Below are 26,629 nucleotides of genomic sequence, written 5' to 3' on the forward strand. Positions count from 1 at the left end.
CAGCGACCGCTTGGCCGAGCGCTAGCGAGGCTTGGTCGTGAGACAGATTCTTTTCGCGGCTGCGATAGCGCTCGCCGTATCAATTCTGCTGACCCCCCTGCTGATCAAGATGTTCGCCAAGCAGGGCTTCGGTCAGGAGATCCGGGTCGACGGCCCGGCCAGCCACCAGGCCAAGCGCGGCACCCCGACGATGGGTGGCGTGGCCATCATCATCGGCATGTGGGCCGGCTACCTCGGCTCGCATCTGATCGGCATCGGCTACCGCGCGGACGGCCCGTCGGCGTCCGGCCTGCTGGTGCTCGGCCTGGCCACCGCGCTGGGCGGTGTCGGTTTCGTGGACGACTTCATCAAGATTCGCAAGCAGCGCAATCTCGGCCTCACCGCCGCGGGCAAGTATCTCGGCCAGCTGACCGCCGCCGTCGTCTTCGGTGTGCTCGCCTTGCAGTTCCGCGGCGCGAGCGGGCTGACGCCGGCCAGCAGGCAGCTGTCCTATGTGCGCGACATCAGCACGGTGACGATGGGCGTCGTCGTATTCCTCGTCTTCGTCTGCCTCGTCGTGGTCGCCTGGTCCAACGCGGTGAACCTGACCGACGGACTGGACGGGCTCGCCGCAGGCTCGATGAGCCTGGTGCTCGGCGGCTACGTGGTCATCACGTTCTGGCAGTACTACCACGCCTGCGAGATCAAGGCCGAGGTCGGTTGCTACAACGTGCGCGACCCGCTCGACCTGGCGTTGGTCTGTGCCGCGGGCGCCGCCGCGTGCGTCGGCTTCCTGTGGTGGAATGCCGCGCCCGCCAAGATCTTCATGGGCGACACCGGCTCGCTGGCGCTGGGCGGCATGCTGGCCGGGCTGTCCATCACCACCCGGACCGAGCTGCTGATGATCGTCATCGGCGCGCTGTTCGTGGCCGAGACTCTGTCGGTGGTGCTGCAGGTGGCGGTGTACCGCACCACGCGCAACCGGTTGTTCAAGATGGCGCCGTTCCATCATCACTTCGAACTCAGCAAGTGGGCCGAGACTACGGTGATCATCAGGTTCTGGCTATTGGCCGCGATGGCTTCGGCCATCGGCCTCGGCTTGTTCTACAGCGAATATCTCTCTGCGGTCGGGTGAACTAGCGATGGTCGAACATTCTCCTCGGGCCCTGCGAACACCGGGGCCCATGCTCGAATTCCTGCGTGGCCGTGACGTTCTCGTCGCGGGCTGGGGCATATCGGGGCGCTCGCTGGTCGAGCCGCTGCGCGATATCGGCGCGCGCCCGGTGGTCACCGACGGCGGCGCCGCGGCGCTCGCCGAGGCGGCCGGCCTCGGCCTGGACATCGCCACCTGCGTGGAACTGGAAACCACGGACTGGAGCCGGTTCGCGCTGGTGATCACCAGCCCGGGCTGGCGGCCGGACTCGCCGGTGCTCGCCGCGGCCGTCGCCGAGGGCACCCCGGTGTGGGGCGACGTCGAATTCGCCTGGTGGGTCGATCAAGCCAGGATCTACGGTCCGGTCCGCAAGTGGCTGGTGGTGACCGGAACCAACGGCAAGACCACCACCACGCAGATGACGCACGCCATCCTGCGCGCCGCGGGCATCCCGAGTGTCGCGTGCGGCAATATCGGCCTGCCCATCCTGGATGCGTTGCGGCGCAACCCAGGACCGCAGGTGCTCGCCGTCGAGCTGTCCTCGTTCCAGCTGCACTGGGCGCCGTCGGTGCGTCCGGAAGCGGGCGTGGTGCTCAATGTGGCCGAGGATCACCTGGATTGGCACGGCGGGCTCGACGCCTACGCCGCCGCGAAGGCGCGTGCGCTGGTCGGGCGGGTCGGCGTGGTCGGACTCGACGATCCGGTGGCGGCCTCGCTGGCCCGTCGCTCGAAAGCCCGGCGCACCGTCGGCTTCCGGATCGGTGTGCCCGCCGACGGTGAGCTCGGCGTGGTGGACGGCAAACTGCTCGACCGCGCGTTCACCAAGGCCGCGATCCTCGCCGAGGTCGGCGATATCAGCCCGCCCGGCCCGGCCGGTGTCGCCGACGCGCTCGCCGCGTCCGCGCTGACCAGGGCCATCGACGTGGCGCCGCAGTTCATCAGGGAGGGGCTGATCGAGCACAAGGTCGGCCCGCACCGGTCCGCGTTCGTGCGCGAGGTCGGCGGCGTCGACTTCATCGACGACTCCAAGGCCACCAACCCGCACGCCGCGCGCACCGCGATCCTGGCGCACCCGCAGGTGGTCTGGGTGGCCGGCGGTCAGCTCAAGGGCGCCCAGATCGAGGACCTGGTCGAGGAGGTCGCCGACCGGCTGGTCGCCGTGGTGCTGATCGGCGCCGACGCGCCGGTGTTCGCGGTCGCGTTGGCGCGACACGCACCCGAGGTCCCGGTCATCGAGCTGATCGCGGGAGACGATGCAGGGATGGGTGACGCGTCGAGAAATAAGGCCGACGCTGTGATGGCGCGCGCCGTGCAGGCCGCGGCCGGATTCGCCAGCCGCGGCGACACCGTGCTGCTCGCGCCCGCGGCGGCCTCGCTGGACATGTTCGCCGACTACACGCACCGGGGCCGCAGTTTCGCGGCGGCGGTGCACGCACTGGAAGACGGTGACGTCGGGCGGCAGCTATGACGGAAACGGCGCGGCGTAAGGAACAAGCCGGAGCGGGGGCCAGGTTCGTCGCCTGGCTGGCGCGGCCGCTCGCGTCGTTTCACCTGGTCGTCACCATTGCCACGCTGCTCACCGTGCTCGGCCTGGTAATGGTGCTCTCCGCGTCGAGCGTCGAGGCGTATGCCGATGGGGGATCGGCGTATTCGCTGTTCATCCAGCAGGCGCTGTTCGCCGCGATCGGTGCCGTCCTGTTCTATCTTGCCCTGCGTATCCCGTTGCGCCGGTTGCGGCAGTGGTCGTTTCCGCTGTTCGTGCTGTCGGTGATCGGTCTGGTGCTGGTGTTGATCCCCGGCATCGGTTCCAAGGTGCAGGGCGCGCGGCGGTGGATCGATCTCGGCTTGTTCAACGTGCAGCCGTCGGAGATCGTGAAGGTCACCCTGGTGGTGTGGGGTGCGCACCTTCTGGCGTCTCGGCGCTCGGAACACGCCGGGCTGAAAGATATTCTGATGCCGCTGGTCCCTGCGGGCCTGCTGGTGTGTCTGCTGGTCGTGGTGGAACCGAACCTCTCGACGACGATCGCGCTCGGCATCGTGCTCGCCGCACTGCTCTGGTTCGGCGGCCTGCCGCTGCGGTTGTTCGTGACGATCTCGGTGTCCGGGATGATCGCGGCCGTCGTGCTCGCGTTGTCGGCGGGCTACCGATCGGATCGGATGCGCGCCTTCTTCAACCCCGGTGACGACCCGCAGGGCATCAATTACCAAGCGCGGCAGGCGCTCTATTCGCTCGCAGACGGTGGCATCTGGGGTCGCGGGCTCGGACAGAGCCGGGCCAAGTGGAGCTACCTGCCCAACTCGCACAACGACTTCATCTTCGCCATCATCGGCGAGGAACTCGGCTTCCTCGGCTGCGCGCTGGTGCTCGGACTGTTCGCGCTGTTCGTCTACACCGGGCTGCGCATCGCCAGCCGCTCGGTCGACCCGTTCCTACGGCTGCTCACGGCCACCGCGACCACCTGGATCACCGGCCAGGCGCTGATCAACATCGGCTACGTGGTCGGGCTGCTCCCGGTCACCGGCCTGCAGCTGCCGCTGGTCTCCGCGGGTGGTTCGTCGCTGGCGATCACCCTGTTCATGTTCGGCATCATCGCCAATGCGGCCAGGCACGAACCCGAGGCGGTCTCCGCGCTGCACGCCGGGCAAGACGGTAGGTTCAGCAAGTTGCTGCGGCTGCCCAAGCCGGAGGTGTACTCGCCGGCCAGGGCGAGCGCCGCACGGGCCAGGTCCGCGCAGCGGGCCAAAGCACCACGGCCGGGCAGACAGTCGGCGCTGCCACCGGCGCGGCGCCCGCAGCCCGAGCCGCGGCGCCGCTCGCCGGAGAGCCGCGGCACCAGCTCGCTGCGGGCCACCAGAGCGTGGGAACCCAGCTATCCGGTCAACCACACAAGAGAACGAGGAAAATCTAGGTGATCTCGGTAATCGTCGCAGGCGGCGGCACGGCGGGCCATATCGAGCCCGCGCTGGCGGTGGCGGACGCGCTGCGGCGGCTCGACGATTCGATCAGAGTGACAGCGCTCGGCACCGAGCGCGGCCTGGAGACCAGACTGATCCCCGAGCGTGGTTATCCGCTCGAGCTCATCCCGCCGGTTCCGTTGCCGCGCAAGCCGACCGCCGATCTGCTGCGGCTGCCCGGCCGGGTGCGGGCCTCGGTGGCGCGGACCAGGGCGGTGATCGACGCGGTGGAGGCCGATGTGATCGTCGGCTTCGGCGGTTATGTGGCGCTGCCCGCCTACCTGGCCGCCGGGCCGGGACTGCTGCGGCGTCGGCGCCGGGTGCCGGTGGTGGTGCACGAGGCGAACGCCAAGGCCGGGATCGCGAACAAGGTCGGGGCGCGCCGGGCCACCCGGGTGCTTGCCGCCGTACCGGATTCGGGGCTGGCCGGTGCGCAGGTCGTCGGCATTCCGGTGCGCGCCGCGATCACCACGCTGGATCGGGCCGCGTTGCGCGCCGAGGCGCGGGCACACTTCGGACTTCCCGCCGAGGGGCCGGTGCTGCTGGTGTTCGGCGGATCGCAAGGCGCGCGGAGCCTGAACGAGGCGGTCTCGGGCGCCGCGCCGCAACTCGCCGCGGCGGGCATCTCGGTGCTGCACGCGCACGGCCCGAAGAACACCCTCGAGGTTGCTGAGAGTGGCGCGCGCGCACCGTATGTGGCGGTGCCGTATCTTTCCCGGATGGATCTCGCCTACGCCGCCGCCGACGCGGTGGTCTGCCGGTCCGGCGCGATGACCGTCGCCGAGGTGTCCGCGGTCGGACTGCCCGCCTTCTACGTGCCGCTCGCGCACGGCAACGGCGAGCAGGAACTCAATGCCAGACCGGTGGTCCGGCAGGGCGGTGGCAGAATCGTGCCCGATGCGGAGTTGACGCCGAAATACGTGATCGATGAGGTGATTCCGCTGCTCATGGACCCCGCACGGCTGACCGAGATGGGCCGTGCCGCAGCCGGTGCCGGGCATCGCGACGCCGCCGACGCGGTGGCGCGGATCGTATTGGAGGTGGCTGGGTGAACGAGGATCTTTCGGCCCTGCCGCCGTCGTTGGCGCGGGTGCACATGGTCGGTATCGGCGGTGCCGGGATGTCGGGCATCGCGCGAATTCTGCTGTCCCGCGGCGGTGCCGTGTCCGGCTCCGACGCCAAGGAGAGCCGCGGTGTGCTCGCGTTGCGGGCGCGCGGTGCGCAGGTGCGCATCGGCCACGACGCCAGCGCGCTCGACCTGCTGCCCGGCGGCCCGACCGTGGTGGTCACCACCTACGCGGCCATCCCGAAGACCAATCCCGAACTGATGGAAGCGAATCGGCGCGACATCCCGGTGCTGCTGCGTCCGGCCGTGCTCGCGTCGCTGATGCAGGGGCACCGCACCCTGCTCGTATCGGGCACGCACGGCAAGACCTCCACCACCTCGATGCTGATCGTGTCGTTGCAGCACTGCGGATTCGACCCGTCTTTCGCGGTCGGCGGCGAGCTGAACGAGGCCGGCACCAACGCTCACCACGGCACCGGCAAGATCTTCGTGGCCGAGGCCGACGAGAGTGACGGGTCGCTGCTGCAGTACGACCCGGACGTCGCGGTGGTCACCAATATCGAGTCCGACCACCTGGACTACTTCGGCACCGACGAGGCCTACGTCCAGGTCTTCGATGATTTCGCCGACCGGCTCGCCGAAGGTGGGCTGCTGGTGGTCTGTCTGGACGATCCCGGTTCCCGGGCGCTCGCCGAACGGGTCGGCGCCAGGCTGGCCGAGAAGAACATTCGCGTCCTCGGCTACGGCTCCGGTGAACTCGCCGACGCGCCGGTGCCGGTCGGCGTGCGGCTGCACAGCTGGGAGCCGCGCGATGTCGGCGGTATCGCCCAGTTCCAGCTCGACGACGAAGCCGCGCCGCGCACCCTGCGGTTGTCGGTGCCCGGCAGGCACATGGCGTTGAACGCGCTGGCCGCGTTGCTCGCCGCCCGTGCGGCCGGGGCAGATGTGGACGAAATCATCCAGGGCCTGGAGGGTTTCGGCGGCGTGCACCGGCGGTTCCAGTTCGCCGGCCGGGAGAACGGGGTGCGTGTCTTCGACGACTACGCACACCATCCGACCGAGGTGCGTGCCGTGCTCGGCGCCGCTGCGGAGCTGGTACAGCAGGAAGCCAGGGATGGGGCGCGGTCGCGGCAAGGCCGGGTGATCGTGGTGTTCCAGCCGCATCTGTACAGCCGCACCGCGACGTTCGCGAAAGACTTCGGCGCCGCGCTGAGTCTGGCCGACGAGGTGGTCGTGCTCGACGTGTACGGCGCGCGGGAGAAGCCACTGCCCGGCGTGAACGGCGCGCTGGTGGCTCAATCGGTCACCAAACCCGTGCACTACCAACCCGATATGTCGCGGGTCGGCCGTCAGGTCGCCCGGCTCGCGCTGCCCGGTGACGTGGTGATCACCATGGGTGCGGGCGATGTGACCATGCTCGGCAGCCAGATCCTCGACGGTTTACGGGCGCGCCCCCAGTACGGGCGGTGAGGCCTTGACTCGCAGGGAGCGTGGCGACGGTTCGGTGCGCAGGGCGGGTCTCGGTTCGGTGCGCTCGGCCGGCGCGTGGCTCGGCCCGGATGGCTGGCGACGGGTTCGGCTGTGGGGATTGCTGGGCGTGTGCGTCCTTGCAATAGTCGGCGGCGTCGCGTTGTTCACGCCGGTGCTTTCGGTGCGTACCGTCGAGATCGACGGCGCGGTCGCGGTGCCCGAACAGCAGGTGCGCCAACTGCTCGAAATCCCTTCGGGGCGCTCGATGCTGCGCATCGATACCGACGCCATCGCCCGGCGGGTGGCGAGCATTCCGAAGGTGCGCTCGGCGCGGGTGCAGCGGGTTTTTCCATCGACGGTGCAGGTGACGGTGGTGGAGCGGGTTCCGGTGCTGTACTTCGAGAGTCCGCAGGGCGCACATCTGCTCGACGTGGAGAGCGTGGAGTTCGCGATCGAAGACACGCCGATCGGGGTACCCAAATTGGTCACCGATCACCCGGCCAGCGACGCCCCGGCGACCAGGGCCGCGGTCGCGGTGCTCGCCGCGCTACCACCTGCACTGGGCATTCAGGTGGACGAGGTTGTGGCGCGGTCCATTTCGGATGTTTCGCTGAATCTGAAGGATGGGCGCACGGTACTCTGGGGCGGGATGAACGATGCCGAACGCAAGTCGGCGGTCGTGCTTCCGCTGCTGACCCGCCCTGGAACGGTGTTCGATGTTTCGAGTCCTAATCTGGTCACGGTAAAGTGAGCGATACCCATTGCGCCCGCATCGAATTGCAGAATTCGATGGGCGGCGTTCGCCGACTCTCCGGAGTCGCGCGGACCGTCGCCTCCGGGCCTGACGCTCACGCCGCCGGCCCTCGCGCCGCGCGGCAAGCGCCGGGGGGCAACCGTTCACCATACGTCGTGCGGGGCTGCGAGACGAGAGGGATCACACAAGATTCTGTCTCTCGTTTCGGCGCGCCTGCGCGTGTATTGCGGCGGCGGCGAATAGCGTTCCGCAGCAGTCGGATACTTGACATAACGCTAACCCTATGGTTGAGGTTTAGGGTTTGCCCGGGCGGCGGTTCGCTGAGTGAAGCCGCTCAGGCGAACTTCGGCCCGGCAGAACGGGCGAAGTGTCTCGAATCCGAAAACGACAGGCTTTAGATCGAAGGAAGGCGAGAGCCCATGACGCCCCCGCACAACTACCTTGCCGTGATCAAGGTCGTCGGTATCGGCGGCGGCGGTGTGAATGCCGTCAACCGGATGATCGAACAGGGCCTCAAAGGTGTCGAGTTCATCGCGGTCAACACCGACGCGCAGGCCCTGCTGATGAGCGATGCCGACGTCAAGCTCGACGTCGGCCGCGAACTCACCCGTGGTCTCGGCGCAGGCGCTGATCCGGAGGTCGGCCGCCGAGCCGCCGAGGACCACAAGGACGAGATCGAAGAGGTGCTCAAGGGCGCCGACATGGTCTTCGTGACCGCGGGCGAGGGTGGTGGCACCGGCACCGGTGGCGCCCCGGTCGTCGCGCAGATCGCGCGCAAGCTCGGCGCGTTGACCATCGGTGTCGTCACCCGGCCGTTCTCCTTCGAGGGCAAGCGGCGCGGTGGCCAGGCCGAAACCGGCATCACCCAGCTGCGCGAGTCCTGCGACACGCTCATCGTGATCCCCAACGACCGGCTGCTGCAGCTCGGCGACGCGGCGGTCAGCCTGATGGACGCGTTCCGCTCGGCGGACGAGGTGCTGCTCAACGGTGTCCAGGGCATCACCGACCTGATCACCACCCCGGGTCTGATCAACGTCGACTTCGCCGACGTCAAGAGCGTGATGTCCGGCGCGGGCAGCGCGCTGATGGGCATCGGCTCCGCGCGCGGTGAGGGCCGCTCGGTGAAGGCGGCCGAGTCGGCGATCAACTCGCCACTGCTCGAAGCGTCCATGGACGGCGCGCACGGCGTGCTGCTGTCCATCGCGGGCGGCTCCGACCTCGGCCTATTCGAGATCAACGAGGCCGCCTCGTTGGTTCAGGAGGCCGCGCACATCGAGGCCAACATCATCTTCGGCACGGTGATCGACGACTCGCTCGGCGATGAAGTACGAGTCACCGTGATCGCAGCGGGTTTTGACGGTGGAGGACCCGCCCGGCGTACCTTCGACACCGCCAGCCGGGGCACCATCGGATCGGCTCGCGCAGGTGAGGTCGGCCAGAGCCGTACCGCCGAGGTCGCGGCACGCAGCACCGACGTCGCGTCCGCCACCGCGAGCTCGACCAGCTCGACCCGCGGCGCGGTACCGAGCTACCGCGACTCCGAGCGCGCTCGTTTAGCGGAGCCGACCGTGGCGAGCAACGCGCGCACCCACATCGAACCGCCCGACGACGATGACGACGATGTCGACGTGCCGTCGTTCATGCGGCGCTGACACCGGCAGTTTGCACTTTCGAAGGCCCTGACCCCGACGGGATCAGGGCCTTTGTCGTACCCGGCGCGGTTCGGTGCGGTCGCGGCGAGTGAAAGTTGTTGATCTCACAGCGCGTTCCGTTATGTCATAGAACCGGCGGGCCCGGTGCGTGGAACGGGAGCTCTGTGAGATCGCCGGGGCGGGACGGTTGACTACGCTCGGGGGCATGACTTCTGCTCCTACGCTGACCGTTCGACGAGTGACGACGACCAGGGCGGGTGGGTTCTCCGCCCCGCCGTACGAGTCGTTCAATCTCGGAGATCATGTGGGCGACGATCCGGCCGCGGTGCGCCGGAATCGGGATCGGCTGGCCGAGGGGATCGGGTTGACGCCCGATCGGCTGGTGTGGATGGAACAGATCCATGGGCGCAATGTCGAGATCATCGATGGGCCGCGCGCTGAGCCGGTGCCCGCCACCGATGCGATCGTGACCACGGTGCCGGGGCTGGCGCTGGTGGTGTTGACCGCCGACTGTGTGCCGGTGCTGTTGTCCGACGACGAGGCGGGCGTCATCGCCGCCGTGCACGCGGGGCGGATCGGGGCGCGCATCGGAATCGTGCCGCGGGTGCTCGAGGCGATGGTGTCGGTCGGCGCTCGGCTGGATCGGATCGGCGCGTTCCTCGGACCCGCCGCGTCCGGGCGGCAGTACGAGGTGCCCGCCGCGATGCGCGCCGATGTCGAGAAACATCTGCCGGGCAGCGCCGCCACCACGGTACGCAAGACTCCGTCGCTGGACCTTCGGGCCGGCCTCAGCAGGCAGCTGCTCGAAGCGGGGGTCAACGGCGTGGCGATCGACCCGCGCTGCACGATCGAGGACCACACCCTGTTCAGTCATCGCCGCGGCGCGCCGACCGGCCGGCTCGGCAGCGTCATCTGGTCGGAGGTTCGCTAGTGAATGAGGTTGCGGCGCAAGTCGACGCGCGCACCGCGGAACTGGCCACCAATCTCTCGGCGCTGCTGCAACGGGTGGACACGGCGTGTCTCGCGGCGGGGCGCGCGCCGGACTCGGTGCGTCTACTCCCCGTGACGAAGTTTTTCCCGGCCGAGGATGTGGCGATCCTGTATCGCTTGGGCCGCCGCGAGTTCGGCGAATCGCGCGAGCAGGAGGCCACCGCAAAGGTGGCAGCACTGCCATCTTTGGTCCGTCAGGGGGTCGACAGTGACGAAGGACTCCCGGATGTCCAGTGGCACATGATCGGACGCCTGCAGCGCAACAAGGCACGCGTGGTCGCGCGCTGGGCACACACCGTGCACTCGGTCGACAGCGAACGCTTGGCAACGGCTCTTGACACGGGTGCGCGCGCCGCGTTGGACGCGGGGCAGCGCAGCGAGCCGGTACGCGTCCTGCTGCAGGTGAGCCTGGATGAAGACCCTTCTCGTGGCGGTGTCGCACCCGACGATCTGGCCCGCCTCGCGGAACATATTGCGGCGTCTGAGGGATTACGACTGTCCGGTCTGATGGCTATTCCGCCATTGGGGGTTGAGTCTGATGCCGCATTTGCACGACTTGCGACTTTGCACACCCTGCTGCTCGCCGAGCATCCCGGTGCGACAGAACTTTCCGCAGGAATGTCGGGCGATCTGGAATCTGCCATCCAACACGGCGCCACGTGTGTGCGTGTCGGTACCGCCTTGATGGGCGCTCGACCGATAACCTCGGCGTAGCAAAGAAACCTCATCAGTCACATTCGACACATATGCTTGAGACAGACGAGGGCTGAGCAAGACTTCAACACCCGGCCGCCACCGGGGCCGAAGGAAGGTCGACCAACATGAGCGAGCGGAGCGAGCGAGTTCTCGACGCAGCCACGATCGTGGTCATGACTGCGCCGAGCGTCAGCGAGGTGCAGTGATGAGCGAGCGCAGCGAGCCAATGGGCGCAGCCACCCGCGTGGTCATCACTGTGCCGAGCGCCAGCGAGGTGCAGTGATGAGCACGCTGCACAAGTTCAAGGCGTATTTCGGCATGGTTCCGCTCGAGGATTACGAAGACGACTACGTGGACGATCGCGCCCCCAGGGGTAGCGACGAGCGTGGCGTTCGCCGCCCTCGGCCCCGTGACTACTCCGACCGCTATGTCGAAGATCGTTACGGCGCAGACCATTACGGCGCCGACGGCTTCGACCGCGAGGACGCCGACTACCCGGAACCCGCCTACAAGTCGCCCTACAAGGGCGGTTACCCGGTTTCCCGGCGCGACGAGTACGCCGACGAGCCCTACGGCGAGGACCGCTACGAGCCGGCCCGCAGGCCCACCCGCATCGACGCCGCGCCCTCGTCCGGCCGGTTCCGTGCGGGCGGCACCGCGCCGCCGCCGCTGCGGGGAACCACCCGTGGTGCGCTCGCGGTCGATCCCGACGCCGAGGAGCGCCGGCTGGAGGAGCGCGTGCGCCCCGAGCCGGCACCCGCGCGCAGGCCGGGGATCTTCGAGGACGGAGGCCCCTTGTCCAAGATCACGACACTGCGCCCGCGCGACTACAGCGAGGCCAGGATCATCGGCGAGCGGTTCCGCGAGGGCAACCCGGTCATCATGGACCTGGTCGAGCTGAGCAACGCCGACGCCAAGCGCCTGGTCGACTTCGCCGCCGGACTCGCGTTCGCGCTGCGTGGCTCGTTCGACAAGGTGGCCACCAAGGTGTTCCTCCTCTCACCGGCCGATGTCGACGTATCAGCCGAAGAACGCCGACGCATCGCCGAAACCGGCTTCTACAACCAGAAATAAGGTCGTGATCTGGGGGGTGTTGCAGACCGGTCGCAGGTGGGGCGGCGCGGTCATTTTGCGCAAAGCGGATTTTGCGGCAGAGTGAACTCGTGGCCTTGTTCGCGGTGCTGTACTTCGTACTGTTCATCTTCTGGCTGTTGCTGATCAGCCGGGTGATCGTCGAGTTCATCCGAAGCTTCGCGCGCGACTGGCGCCCGACCGGTGTCGTTGTCGTCATCCTCGAGGTGATCTTCACGATCACCGATCCGCCCGTGAAACTCCTGAGGCGCTTGATACCACCGGTGTCCCTGGGGGGAATTCGCCTGGATCTGTCGATTATGGTCCTGCTTTTCATCGTCTTCATCTTGATGTCGATCGTGGGCAGCCTTGGGCAGTCGGCAACGCCGGTGTGACAGAATGGGCCATGAAGTAGCTTGCTAGATCTGCTAGATCTCCAAAAGACGCGTGAAGGGATCCTTCCATGCCGCTGACTCCAGCCGATGTGCACAACGTCGCGTTCAGCAAACCGCCGATCGGGAAGCGCGGCTACAACGAGGATGAAGTCGACGCCTTCCTGGATCTCGTCGAGCAGGAACTCTCGCGTCTGATCGAGGAAAACGCCGACCTGCGTCAGCGGGTCGCCGAACTCGACGCAGAACTTGCTGATGCCAAGAAGAATCGCGGCCCGGTCGGCCCGAACAACGTGAAAGCGCCTGTCCAGCAGGCCCCGCCGCCGCAGCCGGAGCCGATCAAGCCGCCGGTGCAGCAGGCCCCGCCCGCGCCGATGCCCGCCCCGGCCCCGCCGAAGGAAGCCCCCAGCGCGGACGCCAACCTGCAGGCCGCCAAGGTGCTCAGCCTCGCCCAGGAGATGGCGGATCGGCTCACCAGCGACGCGAAGGTCGAAGCGGAAAACCTGCTGTCGAACGCGCGGGCAAACTCCGAGCGTCTCGTCGGCGATGCCAGGACCCGGTCAGAGGCGATGATCGCCGACGCGCGCCAGAAGGCCGACGCGATGCTGTCGGACGCGCAGTCCCGTTCGGACAACCAGCTGCGTCAGGCGAAGGAAAAAGCCGACGCCCTGCAGGCCGATGCCGAGCGCAAGCACACTGAGATCATGGCGACCATCACCCAGCAGCGCAGCGTGCTGGAGAGCCGGATCGAACAGCTCAAGACCTTCGAGCGCGAGTACCGGGTGCGGCTGAAGTCCTACCTGGAATCGCAGCTCGAAGAGCTGGAGAACCGCGGCTCGGCGGTTCCGGTCGACGGTGGCGAGGCCTTCGCCGACGCCAACACGGCCAACAATCTGCAGCCCGCCTCGTTCGCCAAGGGTGGCAAGTAAGCCGCTCGCCTCGAGCGCACCACAGTTCGTACAATTGAAGAAACTGTCGAGCCGCCTGGGGACACCATGCTCGTCTTGACGCTCGTTCTTGCCGCCGTCGGCTTCGCCCTGCTGGTAGCCGCGCTCACCACCGGATCGGTGATCTGGGCGTGGGGCTGCATCCTGGTCTGCGTGCTCGGCGCCGTGCTGCTACTGGTCAGTGCCCTGTCTATGCGTAGGCCGGACGAAGACGCCGCGCCACCGCCGGGGCGCCACGCCAAGCGTTAGATAGGCGGCACCGTAATCAGGTTTGACCGCACTGGCTAGAATCAAACATGAACATGGTGTTGATCCGGCCATCACCGGGGAGCCTTCGGAAGAACAGCACCCGCGGCCTGCTCGGCGGCGGTGCCCAGTAGAACCGAACGGGTGAGCCCGTCACAGCTCACAACGAGAGGTTCGGCCGCTCTGGCCGGACAAGCGGGGTGGTACCGCGGTATCGACGCACCGGCGTCGGCATCGTCCCCGTGCCAACGTAAACGGCACGAGGAGACGCACCCGCGATGGCGGACCAAACTTCCAGCAACAGCGGATACCCGCGCGTCGACCTCGGTGTCGGCACGGGATCGGCGTTCCCCGCGATGGAGCGCCGCGTGCTAGACGCCTGGGCGGCCGCCGACACCTTCCGCGCGAGCATCGAAAACCGTTCCGGGGCAGCGGAGTTCGTCTTCTACGACGGACCGCCGTTTGCCAACGGTCTGCCACATTACGGGCATTTGCTCACCGGATACGTCAAAGACCTGGTACCGCGTTTCCAGACGATGCGCGGCAAGCGGGTCGACCGGCGATTCGGCTGGGACTGTCACGGATTGCCCGCGGAAATCGAAGCGGAGAAACAGCTCGGTATCACGGACAAATCACAGATCGACGAGATGGGCCTTGCCGAATTCAACGCGGCCTGTAAATCTTCCGTGCTCCGCTACACCGGTGAATGGCGCGATTATGTGACACGTCAGGCGCGCTGGGTCGACTTCGACAACGACTACAAGACACTCGATCTCGACTTCATGGAGTCGGTGATGTGGGCGTTCAAGTCGTTGCACGAGAAGGGGTTGATCTATCAGGGCTTCCGGGTGCTGCCCTACAGCTGGTATGAGCAGACGCCGCTGTCGAATCAGGAGACCCGGCTCGACGACGCGTACAAGATGCGCCAGGACCCGGCGGTCACCGTCGACATGGTGCTGCGCGTCCCCGCCGAGCATCCGCTGCACGCCTTGGACGGCGCCAACGCGCTGATCTGGACCACCACCCCGTGGACGCTGCCGTCGAACCTCGCGATCGCCGTGCACCCCGACATCCGCTACGTGCACCTGCGCGCCGCCGACGGCAAGCGTTATCTGCTGGCGGCCGAACGCGTGTCGCACTACGCCCGCGAATTCGGTGACGAGCCGGAGACACTCGGCGAGTACGACGGCGCCGCGCTCACCGACCTGTCCTATGAGCCGCCGTTCGACTTCTTCGCCGGCCACCCGCGCGCGCACCGCGTGCTGAACGCCGACTACGTGACCACCGACTCCGGCACCGGAATCGTGCACCTCGCACCGGCATTCGGTGAGGAGGACATGGACGTCGCCACGGCCAACGGCATCGAGATCGTGCAGCCGCTGGACCCGGGCGGCAAGTTCACCTCGATGGTGCCGCCGTACGAGGGCCTGATGGTGTTCGACGCCAACCCGGTCATCATCAAGGACCTCAAGGCCGCCGGAAAGCTGTTGCGGCACGAGACGATCGAGCACTCCTACCCGCACAGCTGGCGCTCCGGCCAGCCGCTGATCTACATGGCGGTGCCGTCCTGGTTCGTCGCGGTGACCAAGTTCCGCGACCGGATGGTCGAGCTGAACCAGCGGATCAGCTGGGTGCCCGAGCACATCCGCGACGGCCAGTTCGGCAAGTGGCTGGAGGGCGCGCGGGACTGGAACATCAGCCGGAACCGCTACTGGGGCAGCCCGATCCCGGTGTGGGTCTCCGACAACCCGGACTACCCGCGGATGGACGTGTACGGCTCGCTCGACGAGCTGGAACGCGACTTCGGCGTGCGCCCGGACGATCTGCACCGCCCGATGATCGACGAGCTGACCCGGCCGAACCCGGACGACCCGACGGGGCAGTCGACCATGCGCCGGGTGCCCGAGGTGCTCGACTGCTGGTTCGAGTCGGGCTCGATGCCGTTCGCCCAGGTGCACTACCCGTTCGAGAACAAGGAGTGGTTCGATAGCCACTTCCCCGGTGACTTCATCGTCGAGTACAACGGGCAGACCCGCGGCTGGTTCTATACGCTGCACGTGCTCTCGACCGCGCTCTTCGACAGCCATGCCTTCAAAACCGTTGCCGCACACGGCATCGTGCTCGGCGACGACGGCCTGAAGATGAGCAAGTCCAAGGGCAACTACCCGAACGTCAACGAGGTGTTCGATCGGGACGGCTCCGACGCGATGCGCTGGTTCCTGATGAGCTCGCCGATCCTGCGCGGCGGCAACCTGATCGTCACCGAGCGCGGCATCCGCGAGGGCGTCAGCCACGCGCTGCGGCCGCTGTGGAACGCGTGGACGTTCCTGAACCTGTATGCCTCGAAACCGGGGACCTGGCGCACGGATTCGCCGAACGTGCTGGACCGCTACATCTTGGCCAAGCTCGCGCAAACCCGCGACGCGATGACCGAGGCGCTGGAGACCTACGACATCGCCGGGGCCTGCGAGCAGCTGCGCGGATTCGCCGACGCGCTCACCAATTGGTATGTGCGCCGGTCGCGTTCGCGCTTCTGGAGCGAGGAGCCGGATGCGGTGGACACGCTGCACACGGTGCTGGAGGTGGTGACCCGGCTGGCCGCGCCGCTGCTACCGCTGATCACCGAGGTGATCTGGCGTGGGCTCACCGGCGGCGAGTCGGTGCACCTGACCGACTGGCCCAAAGACGCTGAGCTGCCCGCCGATCCGGAGCTGGTCGCCGCGATGGACGAGGCCAGGGTGGTCTGCTCGACGGTGCTGAGCCTGCGCAAGGCACAGAACCTGCGGGTGCGGCTGCCGCTGGCCGAGGTCACCATCGCCGCGGCCGACGCCGAGCGGCTCGCGCCCTACGCCGACATCATCGCCGACGAGGTGAACGTCAAGAAGGTCGACCTGACCACCGACGTCGCCGTACACGGCCGGTTCGAGCTGGTCGTCAACGCCCGTGCCGCAGGCCCGCGCCTGGGCAAGGACGTGCAGACGGTGATCAAGGCGGTCAAGGCCGGCGAGTGGTCCGAGGACGCCGACGGTGTCGTCACCGCCGCCGGAATCGCCCTGCTCCCCGAGGAATACACGCAGCGCCTGGTGGCCGCCGAACCCGAGTCCACCGCCGCCCTGCCCGGCAATGCCGGCCTGGTGGTGCTGAACTCGGCGGTCACCGAGGAACTGGAGGCCGAGGGCTGGGCCCGCGACCTCATCCGCGATCTGCAGGAGACCCGAAAGTCCTTGGGGCTGGATGTTTCCGACCGCATCTCGGTGCTGCTCGAGGTACCGGCTGACCGGGCCGGATGGGCCGAAACGCACCGCGAGCTCATCGCGGGCGAGATCCTCGCCACCACCCTCACCTTCGGCGAGGCGGGGGCTGACGCCGCCGATTTGGTCGGTGGCGTGCGGGCGCAGGTCACCAAGGCCTGACACGTCGAACGGCAAGGGCGGGACCGGATGGTCCCGCCCTTGCTTGTTCCGCTGCCGCACCGTGATCCCGCGTTCGGCGGCTTTGTAGGCGCCCATCAGACCGGCGCCGTCAACTGCTGCATGATCGCGGCGGTGTCCAGCCAGACGTTCTCCCGGCTGATCTTGTCGTCGCGGATCTCGCAGACATGCAGTATCCGGAAATTGATGGGGCGGTTGCCGCCGGGGATGCCCAGGAACGTGCCGGTCGCCCGGCCGTACCAATGGGATTCGTCGACGAAGAAGTCCGCACCGTAGTACCGGTGCACGGTCTCCATCTTGTCTTCGCTGATCGCGTCGAACAGGGCGCGGTAGCGCTGGGCGATCGCGGCCGGGTCGCGCAGAGTGCCCTGCGGATCGCCGACGGCGTCGTGCTCGACCTCCGCGGCCAGGGTGTCCATGATCGCGTCGACATCGTTGGCGGCCTCCGCCGCGCAGTGCCGCTCGAACAGCTCGTCCATCTCTTCACGTGTCATCGCCCACGCCCTCCTGAAAGTGAGAATCTGCTATCGTGGTGAGATGACTTTCTCACGGCGAGACGAGATTCTCAATAGCGACCGAGCGAAGAATCAGAAGATGCGCACCAGGGAAGCCCTGCTCGCCGCCGCGCTCGACCTCGCTCGCCACGGTCACTCGCCCTCGATCGCCGAGGTCGCCGAGGCCGCGAAGGTCTCCACCGCCACCGCGTACCGGTACTTCCCCAACCCGCAGTCGCTGTGGTCGGACATGGCCACCCGGCAGGCCGGAACCACCGGCGGGGTTCCGGACTTCCTCGACGACCTGCCCGAGGATCCGGAGCAGCGCATCGACCGGGTGGTGCGCGAGGTCTGCGCCTTCCAGTTCGCGGACGAAGTGGTGTGGCGTGGCGTATTGCGAGCAACCCTTGATCGTTGGTTCAGTCAGGTCGATGTCGCTGAGGCGGAACGGGTTCCGGTGCGTGGGGTGACCCGGTTGGAGATGGCGCGGGTCGCCTTGGCGCCGTTGCGGGACACGCTGTCGGCGGAGCGGATGGAGCGATTGGTGAACGCGGTGACGCTGGTCTTCGGGATCGAGGCCCTGGTCTCGACCCGGGATACCTGCGGGCTCGATGTCGCGGCGGCCACCGAGACGATGAGCTGGGCGGCTCGCTCCTTGGTGCGCGCTGCCCTTGCTGAATCGGGCGCGGACCAACCCTCGGTCGAATGATATGTGATGTAGATCACATGCCAGAAATTTGCTGAACTGGGGTTGCAGGTTCAAGCGGCACGGCAGAATCGAACATGGTGCTGCTGTTGCGGAGATCGACTTCTGGGGCAGTAGTGAGTTCGTGAGTTGTCCTACCTGAACGCGCTGTGCCAGGTGTTTGTGCGCCGGACACGGCGGCTGCGGCCCCTGTGGCGCTGCTCGACCCAGGCGTCAGCCGGGACCGCCGGATGGTGGCCCGCGCGCCGGGCCGCCGGAAGGGACGAGCACGTGAACAGAAAACCCTTGCGTCGCATCGCTTTCGGATTCCTCCTAGCGACCGCCGCGACCCTGATCCTGGCGGGTCCGGGCTGGTCGGACACCGGCAGCGCTACCGGGAGCGCCCAATCCCTGTCCGCCTCCGGTTCGGGCGCGATCCCGCTGCCCAGCTCGAACGGGGTGGGTGCGCTGGCGGCGGCCGTCTCGCAGACCGGAAAGCCCTACGAGTGGGGCGGCACCGGCCCGTTCGCCTGGGACTGCTCCGGCCTGGTCCAATGGGCGTTCCGCCAGGTCGGCGTCCGCATTCCGCGCACAACCTGGGAACAGGCCAGAGCGGGCGCACCCGTCCCGTACTACGCGCTCTCACCCGGCGACGTGGTGGTGCTGAACACCGACGGCTCACACGTCGGCATCTACGCCGGGTTCGGCCAGATCTTCAACGCCTACGACTGGGGCGTGCCCGTCGGCCTCAGCCCGCTCAAGCAGTTCGACATCTACGCGATCCGCCGCTTCTAGCCGCACATCCGCTGATGTCCCGCACCGGAAATCGCGTGCGATTCGGTCTGCGGGACATCAGGATGTGTGCGGCTCAGTCCTTCTCGTCGACCAGGCTGCGCAGCAGCGGGGCGTACTGCGGGTTGGCCAGCGCCGAGGCGAACTGGGCGACCAGGTAGTCGGCTGGGTTGCCCGTGTCGTACCAGCGGCCTCGGATCACCTGGCCGTAGACGGGGTTGTCGGCGGCGTGCACGTTGATCGCGTCGGTGAGGTAGACCTCGCCGGAGCGGTGCTCGTACCAGGCCTTGGTCTGGGCGCGCAGCTCGTCGATGATGCCTGGGGTGACCACATAGCCGCCGATCGCGGCGAAGTCAGACGGCGCGTCCTCCGGCTTCGGCTTCTCCCGCAGGCCGGTGATGCGCAACAGGCCGTGGCCCTGATCGTCGGCGACGACCGGGACGCCGTAGCGCTGCGACTCGGCCGGGTCCATCGGCATCAGCGCGAGCACCGGCGCGCCGGTGGCCTCGTAGGCGTCGATCAGCTGCTGAGCGCGCGGCACCTCGGCGACGAACACGTCGTCGGGCCACAGCACCAGCATCGGTTCGTCGCCCAGGTTGCGGGCCGCGTTCAGGACCGGGGTGCCGTTGCCGTAGGGGCCGTGCTGGTCGAGGTAGGTGATGTGGCCGAGCCTGGACAGTTCACCGACCTCTTCGACCGCGTCGGCGTAGGCGGTCTTGCCGTCCGCGCGTAGCTGGGCCACCAGCGCGGGGTTGGGGCGGAAGTGGTCCTGGATCAACGATTTTCCGCTGCTGACCACGATGGTGATGTCGGTGATGCCCGACGCGACCAGCTCGCGGACCGTATGTTCGATGACCGGCTTGTCGCCGACCGGCAGCATCTCCTTCGGGATGGCCTTGGTCAGCGGGAGGAGCCGGGAACCGATACCGGCGGCCGGGATCACGGCCTTGCGGATCTTCATAGGTCCGATCATCACACATGAAGCTGTGCGGCAAGGGCGGTCCCCGCGCTTCGTCAACTGTTTACCGAAACCGTGTAGTGCGCTCGTTCTTGTGATATCTGCCCAGGTCGTGGGCTGGTTGTGCGTTCAATGTCGAAATTGCATCACTTCGGATCGCGGCAGGAAACCGACAGCTAGTCCGCAGTCACCACACAGCGTCGGCGCCTGCCAGATGCTGTCGGTGGGCGGGCGTAGATTTCCGAAGGTGAGTACGGACAAGGCAATCGTCGCCGACCGGGTGCCTGCGGAAGGGGCGGCGGATCCGGCCTGGCTGGGGGAGTTCGTGCAGCGCACCGCCGACGTGCTGCCGGTGCGCTTACCGCAGTTCAGAAAACCTTCGGCGAAACCACGGTGAGTGAGCAGCATCCACTGGCCCGCGCCGACGCACAGAGCACTTCCCGGCGCTGGGTACTGCACATCGATATGGATGCGTTCTTCGCGTCCGTAGAACAGTTGACGCGTCCCACGTTGCGCGGGCGCCCGGTTCTCGTCGGCGGCATCGGCGGGCGCGGTGTCGTCGCGGGCGCCAGTTATGAGGCGCGAGTGTATGGCGCGCGTTCGGCGATGCCGATGCATCAGGCGCGCAGGCTGATCGGCGTCACCGCGGTGGTGGTGCCGCCGCGCGGTGCGGTGTACGGCGTGCTGAGCGGGCAGGTGTTCGACACCCTGCGCAGCCGGATCCCGGTGCTGGAGACGCTGTCGTTCGACGAGGCGTTCGGCGAACCCGCCGAACTGGCCGGCGCCACGGTGGCCGAGGTGCACGAGTTCTGTGCGGACCTGCGCGCCGCGGTGCGCGAACGCACCGGGCTGACCGCGTCCGTCGGCGCGGGCACCGGTAAGCAACTCGCCAAGATCGCCTCCGGCCTCGCCAAACCCGATGGGATCCGGGTGGTTTCGGCGGTTGAACAAGCAGAGATGCTGTCCGCGCTGCCGGTCCGCAAGCTGTGGGGGATCGGCCCGGTGGCCGAGCACAAACTGCGCTCGCTCGGCATCGAGACGGTCGGCGCGTTCGCCGCGCTGCCGGAATCGGAGGCGATATCGATACTGGGCGGTGCGGTCGGCGCCGCACTGCATCGCCTCGCACGCGGTATCGATGATCGCCCGGTCGCCGAACGGGCCGAGGCCAAACAGATCAGCGCCGAGACCACCTTCGAGACCGACATCGTCACCCTCGCGCAGCTGCGCCCGGCGATCGAGGCGATGGCCGCGTCGGCGCATCGTCGCCTGATCGCCGACGGGCGCGCCGCCCGCACGGTGGTGCTCAAGTTGAAGAAGTCGGATATGAGCATCGTGACGCGCTCGTTCACGCTGCCGTACGCGACCGAGGACCTCACCACGCTGTCCACCGCCGCGCAGCGTTCCGCGATCGACCCGACCGAGCTGGGTCCGATCCGGCTGGTCGGGGTCGGCTACGGCGGATTGTCCACGGTGCGGCAGGAGTCCTTGTTTCCCGAATTGGATCAGGCGCCGGTCGCCGAGGACGGTGTCTGGGAACAGGCCGCCGCGCCGGCCGACGTGGCAGCGGACGCGGAAGAGGCACCGGCGACCGCGCCGCTCGCGACCGCACTGTCGGTTCCGCTCTGGCATCCCGGCATGGACGTCGAGCACTCCGAGTACGGCCACGGCTGGGTGCAAGGCGGTGGATACGGTGTGGTCACCGTACGATTCGAGACCCGCTCGACCGGCCCTGGCCCGGCCCGCACCTTCGCCGCCGACGACCCGGGTCTGCGCAGAGCCGATCCGCTGCACAGTCTGTGGTGACGGGGTCGGCGCAGCGCTCGACATCGCCGAGCCCACCGCGTACGTTCGCTGCCGACGACATCAGTCAGTCCCGTGTGGGTCCACGCGGTGGTCCTCTGTGCCGGTAGCCTGGGAGCTCGTGCAGCGCCGCCGGTCGGGTGGAGGCTGCCATTGGTGGACATGACACGGACCTACTCGAACGCAAAGGACGAGCAGTTGAAGCTTCGTAAGACTGGACGCATCGCGATCGCCGGCCTGGCCATCGTTGCCGCGCTGGGTATGACCGCGTGCGGCGACGACAAGGACAGCAAGCCGGCCGCCAAGACGTCGACCAGCGCCAAGGCGTCGGCGTCGGCCGCCGCGAACCTGCCGCCGGTCCCGACAGTCGCGGAGCTGAACGCCGCACTGGCCCGCGCGCTGGACCCGGCGGTGCCGGCGTCGGAGAAGCTGGACGGTGTCCAGGGCGCCGAGGCCGACCCGACCCTGCCGGATCGCCTCTCGCAGGCCGCCAAGGGTGCCGACGTGAAGATCGAGGTCACCGACGTGACCGAGTTCGGCGACAGCGTCAACGCCAAGGCCAAGTTCGTGGTCAACGGCCAGGAGAACCTCGTCGACGTGCCCTTCGTGGCCGACAACGGCAAGTGGAAGATCCAGAAGTCCTGGGCCTGCGCCATGCTGACCAACCTGGGCCAGACCTCCACGGCCTGCAGCTAGTTCGTGCCGCCGCGGCCGGCTCCCAGCGAGCCGGCCGCGACAACGACCTCCGTTCGAGTCGATGACCGAATGTGCAGGCTGAGTACGTGATTCGACCGCCGATAGCTGGGACTCTGTGTCATCCGATGATTACGCGCTAGCATCCAGCGTCGTGACTGTCAGTGACGCTGTGCGTGAATCCGCCCAACCGTCGGCACCCCAGGAGCCGCAGGATTCCGGAGCGCACCGCGGTGTCGCTCGCCGAATCAGGTTGCTGGCAATCGTCAGCGGGCTGCTGGCCATGCTCGCCGCCGCGTCGATTCCGTTCCTGCCGGTCGAGCAGGATCAATCCAGTGTGGCGTGGCCGCAGACCGCCGCGGTCACCTCGGTGACGGCGCCGCTGCTGACCTACGCGCCGATGGATCTCTCCGCCGAGATACCGTGCGCCGCCTTCGACGCGCTCGCCGACTCGGGTGGTGTTGTGGTGTCGACCATTCCGCGGCAGTCGCCCGACCTGGAGCGCTACGGATTCGTCGTCAAAGTCGTGCCCGATGCCGCGGATCGTGCGGGCCGGGTCGACGTGGTGTCACGCAATACGCTGCTGTGGTCGTCGCCGCTGAGCGCGGTCCGCAACGGATCCTGCGCGATCCACGTCACGATGGATACCCAGCGGACCACGGTCACCGCAACGGGTGTCGCGGATTCGGGCAAGGAGTTCACCACCGACATCCGCCCACAGGTTGTCGGTGTTTTCAGTGACCTGACCGGTGCGGCGCCGGCGGGCTTGCAGGTGAATGTGCAAGTGGATTCCCGTTTTTCGGCCTCGCCGACACCGTTGAAGTTGGCCGCGATCGTGCTGGCCGTTTTGGCGACGCTCGTAGCGTTGGTCGCGCTGTACCGCCTGGACAGTGCGGACGGGCGAAAGTCGCGGCGGTTCCTGCCCACCCGGTGGTGGCGGTTGCAGCCTGCCGATTACGTGGTGTTCGCCACGCTGCTGGTGTGGCACTTCATCGGGGCCAATACCTCCGATGACGGTTATATCCTCGGCATGGCTCGCGCCTCGCAGAGCTCGGGGTTCATGTCGAATTACTACCGCTGGTTCAGCGTCGACGAGGGACCGTTCTACACCCCGTACACCGACATGATCTCGCTGCTGACCCATGTGTCGTCGGCGAGCCCCTGGGTTCGGTTGCCCACCTTGCTCGTCGGCGTCTTCACCTGGTGGGTGATCAGTCGCGAGATCCTGCCCCGGCTCGGCATCGCCCTGCGCTTCGACAAGATCGTGGTGTGGACCAGCGCACTGGTCTTTCTCGCGTTCTGGATGCCGTACAACAATGGTCTGCGCGCGGAACCCTTTGTGGCACTTGGTGTGATCCTCACCTGGGCCTCGGTCGAACGCTCCATCGCCACCCGTCGGCTGCTGCCTTACGCGTTCGCGATCATCATCGCGGCCCTGACCCTGACCGTCGCACCGTCGGGCCTGATCTGCGTCGGCGCGCTCGCGGCCGGAGCGCGCACCGTCACCGCGGTGATCGTGCAGCGGGCCAAGAGCGCCGGTTACCTCGCCTTGCTGCTGCCGTTGCTCGCCGCCGGACTGGCGGTGCTGACCGTGGTCTTCGCGGATCGGACCCTGGCCGGCGCGCTCGAAATGTTCTATGTGCACGGGCGAATCGGCCCCGGCGAGTCCTGGTTCTTCGAGTTCCTGCGCTACCAGTACCTGTTGCAGATCAACGCCGACGGCTGGCTCACCCGGCGGTTCGGCATGTTCATGCTGCTGCTCGGCCTGGCGGTCTGCGTGGTCACCATGCTGCGCCGGGGCGGGCGCATTCCGGGGACCGCCCTCGGACCGGGACGCAGGCTCGTCGGCATCACCGTCGCCGCGATGGTGCTGATGATGTTCTCCCCGACGAAGTGGACCCACCAGTTCGGTGTGTTCGCCGGGCTGGCCGCCTGTGTCGCGGCGCTCACCGCCGTCTCGATCAGCCCCGCCGTCATGCGCCCGCTGCGTAACCGGGCACTGTTCGCCACGGCTGTCTTCTTCGCATTGGCACTGACCTTCGTCGGCGCCAACGGCTACTGGTACGTGTCGGCGTGGGGGATTCCGTGGTGGGACAAGCCGCCGACCTTCGCCGGTTTCGGGCTGTCGACCTTCGCCGCCGGGCTTTCGGTGCTGGCGCTCGCGGTCGCGGCCTGGTTCCACATTCGGCCGGAGACACAGCCACGCGCAGGCTCGGTGCCGGGGCGGATCGCCCGCGTTCCGGTGCTTGCCGTCGTCGCGGCCGCCATGGTGGCGTTCGAGGTGCTGTCGTTCGCGAAAGCGGCTGTGGCGCAGTATCCGTCGTATTCGATGGCGCAATCGAACCTGTCCGCCGCGTTTTCCGGCGGCTGCGGCCTCGCCGACAAGGTGCTGATCGAGACCGATCCCAACGCGTCGGTGTTGCCGCCGCTGGCCGGCGATGCCGCGACCGCACTCGCCGGTGCCGAGTCGACCGGTTTCACTCCGAACGGGGTGGCTACTGATCTCACCTCGGATGAGGTCGAATCCACCACGGGCAAGGCGAATTCCGTCGCCAGCGCCGACTCCGACGATACGGCGGATCCGAAGGCCGGTTCGAAATCGCCGGGGTCCGAGGCCGGTACGTCGGGCGCGGGTATCAACGGCAGCAGTGTCCCGTTGCCGTTCGGACTCGACCCGGCGACCACGCCCGTGCTCGGTAGCTACCGCGAAGGCAACCAGGTGCCCGCCGAGCTGACCACGGGGTGGTACCGACTTCCCAACGCCACCAACGGAAGTCGCGGCGACATCATCTCGATCGCGGTCGCCGGGCGGATCCGGCACGTCGACAGCGACGGCATCGTCCACCCCGGCCAGGACCTGCGGCTCGAGTACGGCCGCGCCGGATCCGACGGCACCGCGGTCGCGCTCGGCAGTGTGGACCCGATCGACATCGGGCCATCCCCGTCGTGGCGCAATATGCGTGTCCCGCTGGACCAGCTGCCCGGTGACGCGGACGTCGTCCGGATCGTCGCCAGCGACAAGGATCTCGGCAAGGACCAGTGGCTCGCGGTGACTCCGCCGCGGGTGCCGCAGACGAAAACCATGACGGCCGTGGTGGGTTCGCGGACGCCGGTGCTGCTGGACTGGGAGGTCGTGCTGAACTTCCCCTGCCAGAACCTGGTGCCCACGCACGCGGGCGTCGGCGACCTGCCGACCTACCGAATCCTGCCGGACCGCAACGGCGCGACCATCACCAACCTGTGGCAGGACCACAACGGTGGCGGTCCACTCGGCTGGACCCAGCTGCTCTTCACCGCCCGCGCGCTACCCACCTATCTGGACCAGGACTGGGACCGGGACTGGGGCTCGATCGAGCAGTACCTACCCCTCGACCCCAACGCCCAACCCGCCAAGGTGACCATCGACGAAACCCAACGCTGGGGCACCTGGACCCCGGGCCACATCAACACCGCCTGGTAGCTCATTTAGGCATCCCCCGATTTGGAGTGCGATCCGGCGGTAACGGTGCTGGTCCGGGCCTCGCGGTGGGTGCGGCGGGCGCGCAGGAGGGCGTGGGCGGTGAAGATGGCCAGGGCCGTCCAGATGAGGGCGAAGCCGGCCCAGCGGGAGGCGGGCATCGGTTCGTGCGCGACGGCGACGCCCCAGGCCATCTGGAGGGCCGGGGTGAGGTATTGCAGCAGCCCCATGGTGGACAGCGGAACGCGTTGGGCGGCAACGGCGAACAGCAGCAGCGGGATGAGCGTGACCGGACCGGTGGCCACCATCAGCGCGGCATGCCCTGTGCTGGAACCGAATTCGCTGCGCCCCGTCAGAGCGAGCACGATCACGAAGACGAGGGCGAACGGCGCGGCCACCACGCCCTCGGCGGCGATGCCGCGCACCGCGTCCAGCGGGATCACCTTCTTCACCAGGCCGTACGTCGCGAACGAGCAGGCCAGCACCAGCGCGATGACCGGCGGCCTGCCGTAGTCGACGGTGAGCACCGCCACCGCCGCGGCGCCGAGCCCGAGCGCGGCCCACTGCGCCTTCGCCAGCCGCTCGCGAAAGATCAGCACCCCGAACGCGACGGTCACCAAGGGGTTGATGAAGTACCCGAGCGCACACTCCACGACGTGACCCGAGGTGACACCGAACACATACACACCCCAGTTGATCGCGATCGCGGCCGACGCCACCGCGGCCAGCCGCCAGATCCGCGCGCCGATGCCGCGTAGCTCGCGCAACCGCCCGCTCACCAGCAGCATCGCGAGCACCAACACCAACGTCCACAGAATCCGCTGCGCAACCACCTCGACTGCACTGGCGAACGCCAGCAACCCGAAGAAAGCGGGGAACAAACCCCAGAGGAAGAACGCGCTCGTACCGAACGCAACACCCGGGATAGTCCTGCTTCGCTGCACGCTT

General features: G+C 67.8%; 23 protein-coding genes. 20 read left to right on the forward strand and 3 right to left on the reverse strand.

Annotated elements, in window-relative coordinates:
- The first annotated feature begins 37 nt into the window (after positions 1-37).
- The 14 genes from mraY to ileS all read left to right on the forward strand — a co-directional run bounded on the left by mraY (position 38) and on the right by ileS (position 16,784).
- Positions 38-1,114: a phospho-N-acetylmuramoyl-pentapeptide-transferase gene (gene mraY / locus DBO33_RS12375; protein ID WP_107660203.1), complete on the forward strand. Its 1,077-nt coding sequence runs from the start codon at positions 38-40 to the stop codon at positions 1,112-1,114.
- Positions 1,115-1,163: 49 nt separating this feature from the next.
- Positions 1,164-2,600: a UDP-N-acetylmuramoyl-L-alanine--D-glutamate ligase gene (gene murD, locus DBO33_RS12380; protein WP_107655157.1), complete on the forward strand. Its 1,437-nt coding sequence runs from the start codon at positions 1,164-1,166 to the stop codon at positions 2,598-2,600.
- On the forward strand, positions 2,597-4,045 hold the full coding sequence (ftsW, locus tag DBO33_RS12385; RefSeq protein WP_107655158.1) for a putative lipid II flippase FtsW: 1,449 nt from the start codon (positions 2,597-2,599) through the stop codon (positions 4,043-4,045). The genes murD and ftsW overlap by 4 nt, the downstream gene beginning before the upstream one ends.
- Complete coding sequence (murG, locus tag DBO33_RS12390; protein ID WP_107655159.1) at positions 4,042-5,139, forward strand: undecaprenyldiphospho-muramoylpentapeptide beta-N-acetylglucosaminyltransferase; 1,098 nt, start codon at positions 4,042-4,044, stop codon at positions 5,137-5,139. The genes ftsW and murG overlap by 4 nt, the downstream gene beginning before the upstream one ends.
- A 44-nt stretch (positions 5,140-5,183) precedes the next feature.
- Positions 5,184-6,623 (forward strand): UDP-N-acetylmuramate--L-alanine ligase, encoded by a 1,440-nt coding sequence (gene murC, locus DBO33_RS12395; protein ID WP_234391357.1) that lies wholly within the window; start codon positions 5,184-5,186, stop codon positions 6,621-6,623.
- A 4-nt stretch (positions 6,624-6,627) separates the two neighbouring features.
- On the forward strand, positions 6,628-7,374 hold the full coding sequence (locus DBO33_RS12400) for a cell division protein FtsQ/DivIB (RefSeq protein WP_234390804.1): 747 nt from the start codon (positions 6,628-6,630) through the stop codon (positions 7,372-7,374).
- A gap of 422 nt (positions 7,375-7,796) precedes the next feature.
- Complete coding sequence (gene ftsZ / locus DBO33_RS12405; RefSeq protein WP_107655162.1) at positions 7,797-9,029, forward strand: cell division protein FtsZ; 1,233 nt, start codon at positions 7,797-7,799, stop codon at positions 9,027-9,029.
- A 205-nt stretch (positions 9,030-9,234) separates the two neighbouring features.
- Positions 9,235-9,960, forward strand: coding sequence for a peptidoglycan editing factor PgeF (gene pgeF / locus DBO33_RS12410; RefSeq protein ID WP_107655163.1), 726 nt, complete (start codon positions 9,235-9,237; stop codon positions 9,958-9,960).
- Positions 9,960-10,733, forward strand: coding sequence for a YggS family pyridoxal phosphate-dependent enzyme (locus tag DBO33_RS12415; protein ID WP_107655164.1), 774 nt, complete (start codon positions 9,960-9,962; stop codon positions 10,731-10,733). The genes pgeF and DBO33_RS12415 overlap by 1 nt, the downstream gene beginning before the upstream one ends.
- 264 nt (positions 10,734-10,997) lie before the next feature.
- Positions 10,998-11,789: a cell division protein SepF gene (locus tag DBO33_RS12420; RefSeq protein ID WP_107655165.1), complete on the forward strand. Its 792-nt coding sequence runs from the start codon at positions 10,998-11,000 to the stop codon at positions 11,787-11,789.
- An 89-nt stretch (positions 11,790-11,878) separates the two neighbouring features.
- Complete coding sequence (locus DBO33_RS12425; protein WP_107655166.1) at positions 11,879-12,181, forward strand: YggT family protein; 303 nt, start codon at positions 11,879-11,881, stop codon at positions 12,179-12,181.
- 68 nt (positions 12,182-12,249) lie between these two features.
- Positions 12,250-13,107, forward strand: coding sequence for a DivIVA-like cell division protein Wag31 (gene wag31 / locus DBO33_RS12430; protein ID WP_107655167.1), 858 nt, complete (start codon positions 12,250-12,252; stop codon positions 13,105-13,107).
- A 66-nt stretch (positions 13,108-13,173) separates the two neighbouring features.
- Positions 13,174-13,374 (forward strand): hypothetical protein, encoded by a 201-nt coding sequence (locus DBO33_RS12435; protein WP_107655168.1) that lies wholly within the window; start codon positions 13,174-13,176, stop codon positions 13,372-13,374.
- Between the two features lie 275 nt (positions 13,375-13,649).
- Complete coding sequence (ileS, locus tag DBO33_RS12440) at positions 13,650-16,784, forward strand: isoleucine--tRNA ligase (protein WP_107655169.1); 3,135 nt, start codon at positions 13,650-13,652, stop codon at positions 16,782-16,784.
- Positions 16,785-16,879: 95 nt separating this feature from the next.
- Here the strand turns inward: ileS and DBO33_RS12445 are convergent, their stop codons facing one another.
- The gene (locus tag DBO33_RS12445; protein ID WP_107655170.1) at positions 16,880-17,296 is read right to left on the reverse strand and encodes an ester cyclase; all 417 of its coding nucleotides are present in this window, start codon (positions 17,294-17,296) and stop codon (positions 16,880-16,882) included.
- 43 nt (positions 17,297-17,339) lie between these two features.
- Here DBO33_RS12445 and DBO33_RS12450 point away from each other — a divergent pair, with 43 nt between their 5' ends.
- On the forward strand, positions 17,340-18,005 hold the full coding sequence (locus DBO33_RS12450; RefSeq protein WP_107655171.1) for a TetR/AcrR family transcriptional regulator: 666 nt from the start codon (positions 17,340-17,342) through the stop codon (positions 18,003-18,005).
- Positions 18,006-18,272: 267 nt separating this feature from the next.
- Entirely contained in the window at positions 18,273-18,776 is a 504-nt protein-coding gene (locus DBO33_RS12455; protein WP_107660204.1) for an NlpC/P60 family protein, read from the forward strand.
- 73 nt (positions 18,777-18,849) lie between these two features.
- On the opposite strand, the gene DBO33_RS12460 is transcribed toward DBO33_RS12455, so the two are convergent.
- Entirely contained in the window at positions 18,850-19,734 is an 885-nt protein-coding gene (locus DBO33_RS12460) for a UTP--glucose-1-phosphate uridylyltransferase (protein ID WP_107655172.1), read from the reverse strand.
- A gap of 244 nt (positions 19,735-19,978) precedes the next feature.
- On the opposite strand from DBO33_RS12460, the gene DBO33_RS42715 reads away from it, so the two are divergent.
- The 4 genes from DBO33_RS42715 (at position 19,979) to DBO33_RS12475 (ending at position 25,684) form a co-directional block, all read left to right on the forward strand.
- Positions 19,979-20,128, forward strand: a complete 150-nt coding sequence (locus tag DBO33_RS42715; RefSeq protein ID WP_159080226.1) for a hypothetical protein — start codon at positions 19,979-19,981, stop codon at positions 20,126-20,128.
- Positions 20,129-20,196: 68 nt separating this feature from the next.
- On the forward strand, positions 20,197-21,534 hold the full coding sequence (locus tag DBO33_RS12465; RefSeq protein ID WP_234391358.1) for a DNA polymerase IV: 1,338 nt from the start codon (positions 20,197-20,199) through the stop codon (positions 21,532-21,534).
- A 159-nt stretch (positions 21,535-21,693) separates the two neighbouring features.
- Positions 21,694-22,227 carry a hypothetical protein gene (locus DBO33_RS12470; RefSeq protein WP_107655174.1) on the forward strand — a complete coding sequence of 178 codons (534 nt, stop codon included), beginning with the start codon at positions 21,694-21,696 and terminating at the stop codon, positions 22,225-22,227.
- A gap of 151 nt (positions 22,228-22,378) precedes the next feature.
- Positions 22,379-25,684, forward strand: coding sequence for an arabinosyltransferase domain-containing protein (locus DBO33_RS12475; RefSeq protein WP_107655175.1), 3,306 nt, complete (start codon positions 22,379-22,381; stop codon positions 25,682-25,684).
- Positions 25,685-25,689: 5 nt separating this feature from the next.
- On the opposite strand, the gene rarD is transcribed toward DBO33_RS12475, so the two are convergent.
- Complete coding sequence (rarD, locus tag DBO33_RS12480) at positions 25,690-26,625, reverse strand: EamA family transporter RarD (protein ID WP_107655176.1); 936 nt, start codon at positions 26,623-26,625, stop codon at positions 25,690-25,692.
- Positions 26,626-26,629 lie beyond the last annotated feature (4 nt).

Origin of the sequence: Nocardia suismassiliense (assembly GCF_900269665.1) — a bacterium.
Taxonomy (GTDB): domain Bacteria; phylum Actinomycetota; class Actinomycetes; order Mycobacteriales; family Mycobacteriaceae; genus Nocardia; species Nocardia suismassiliense.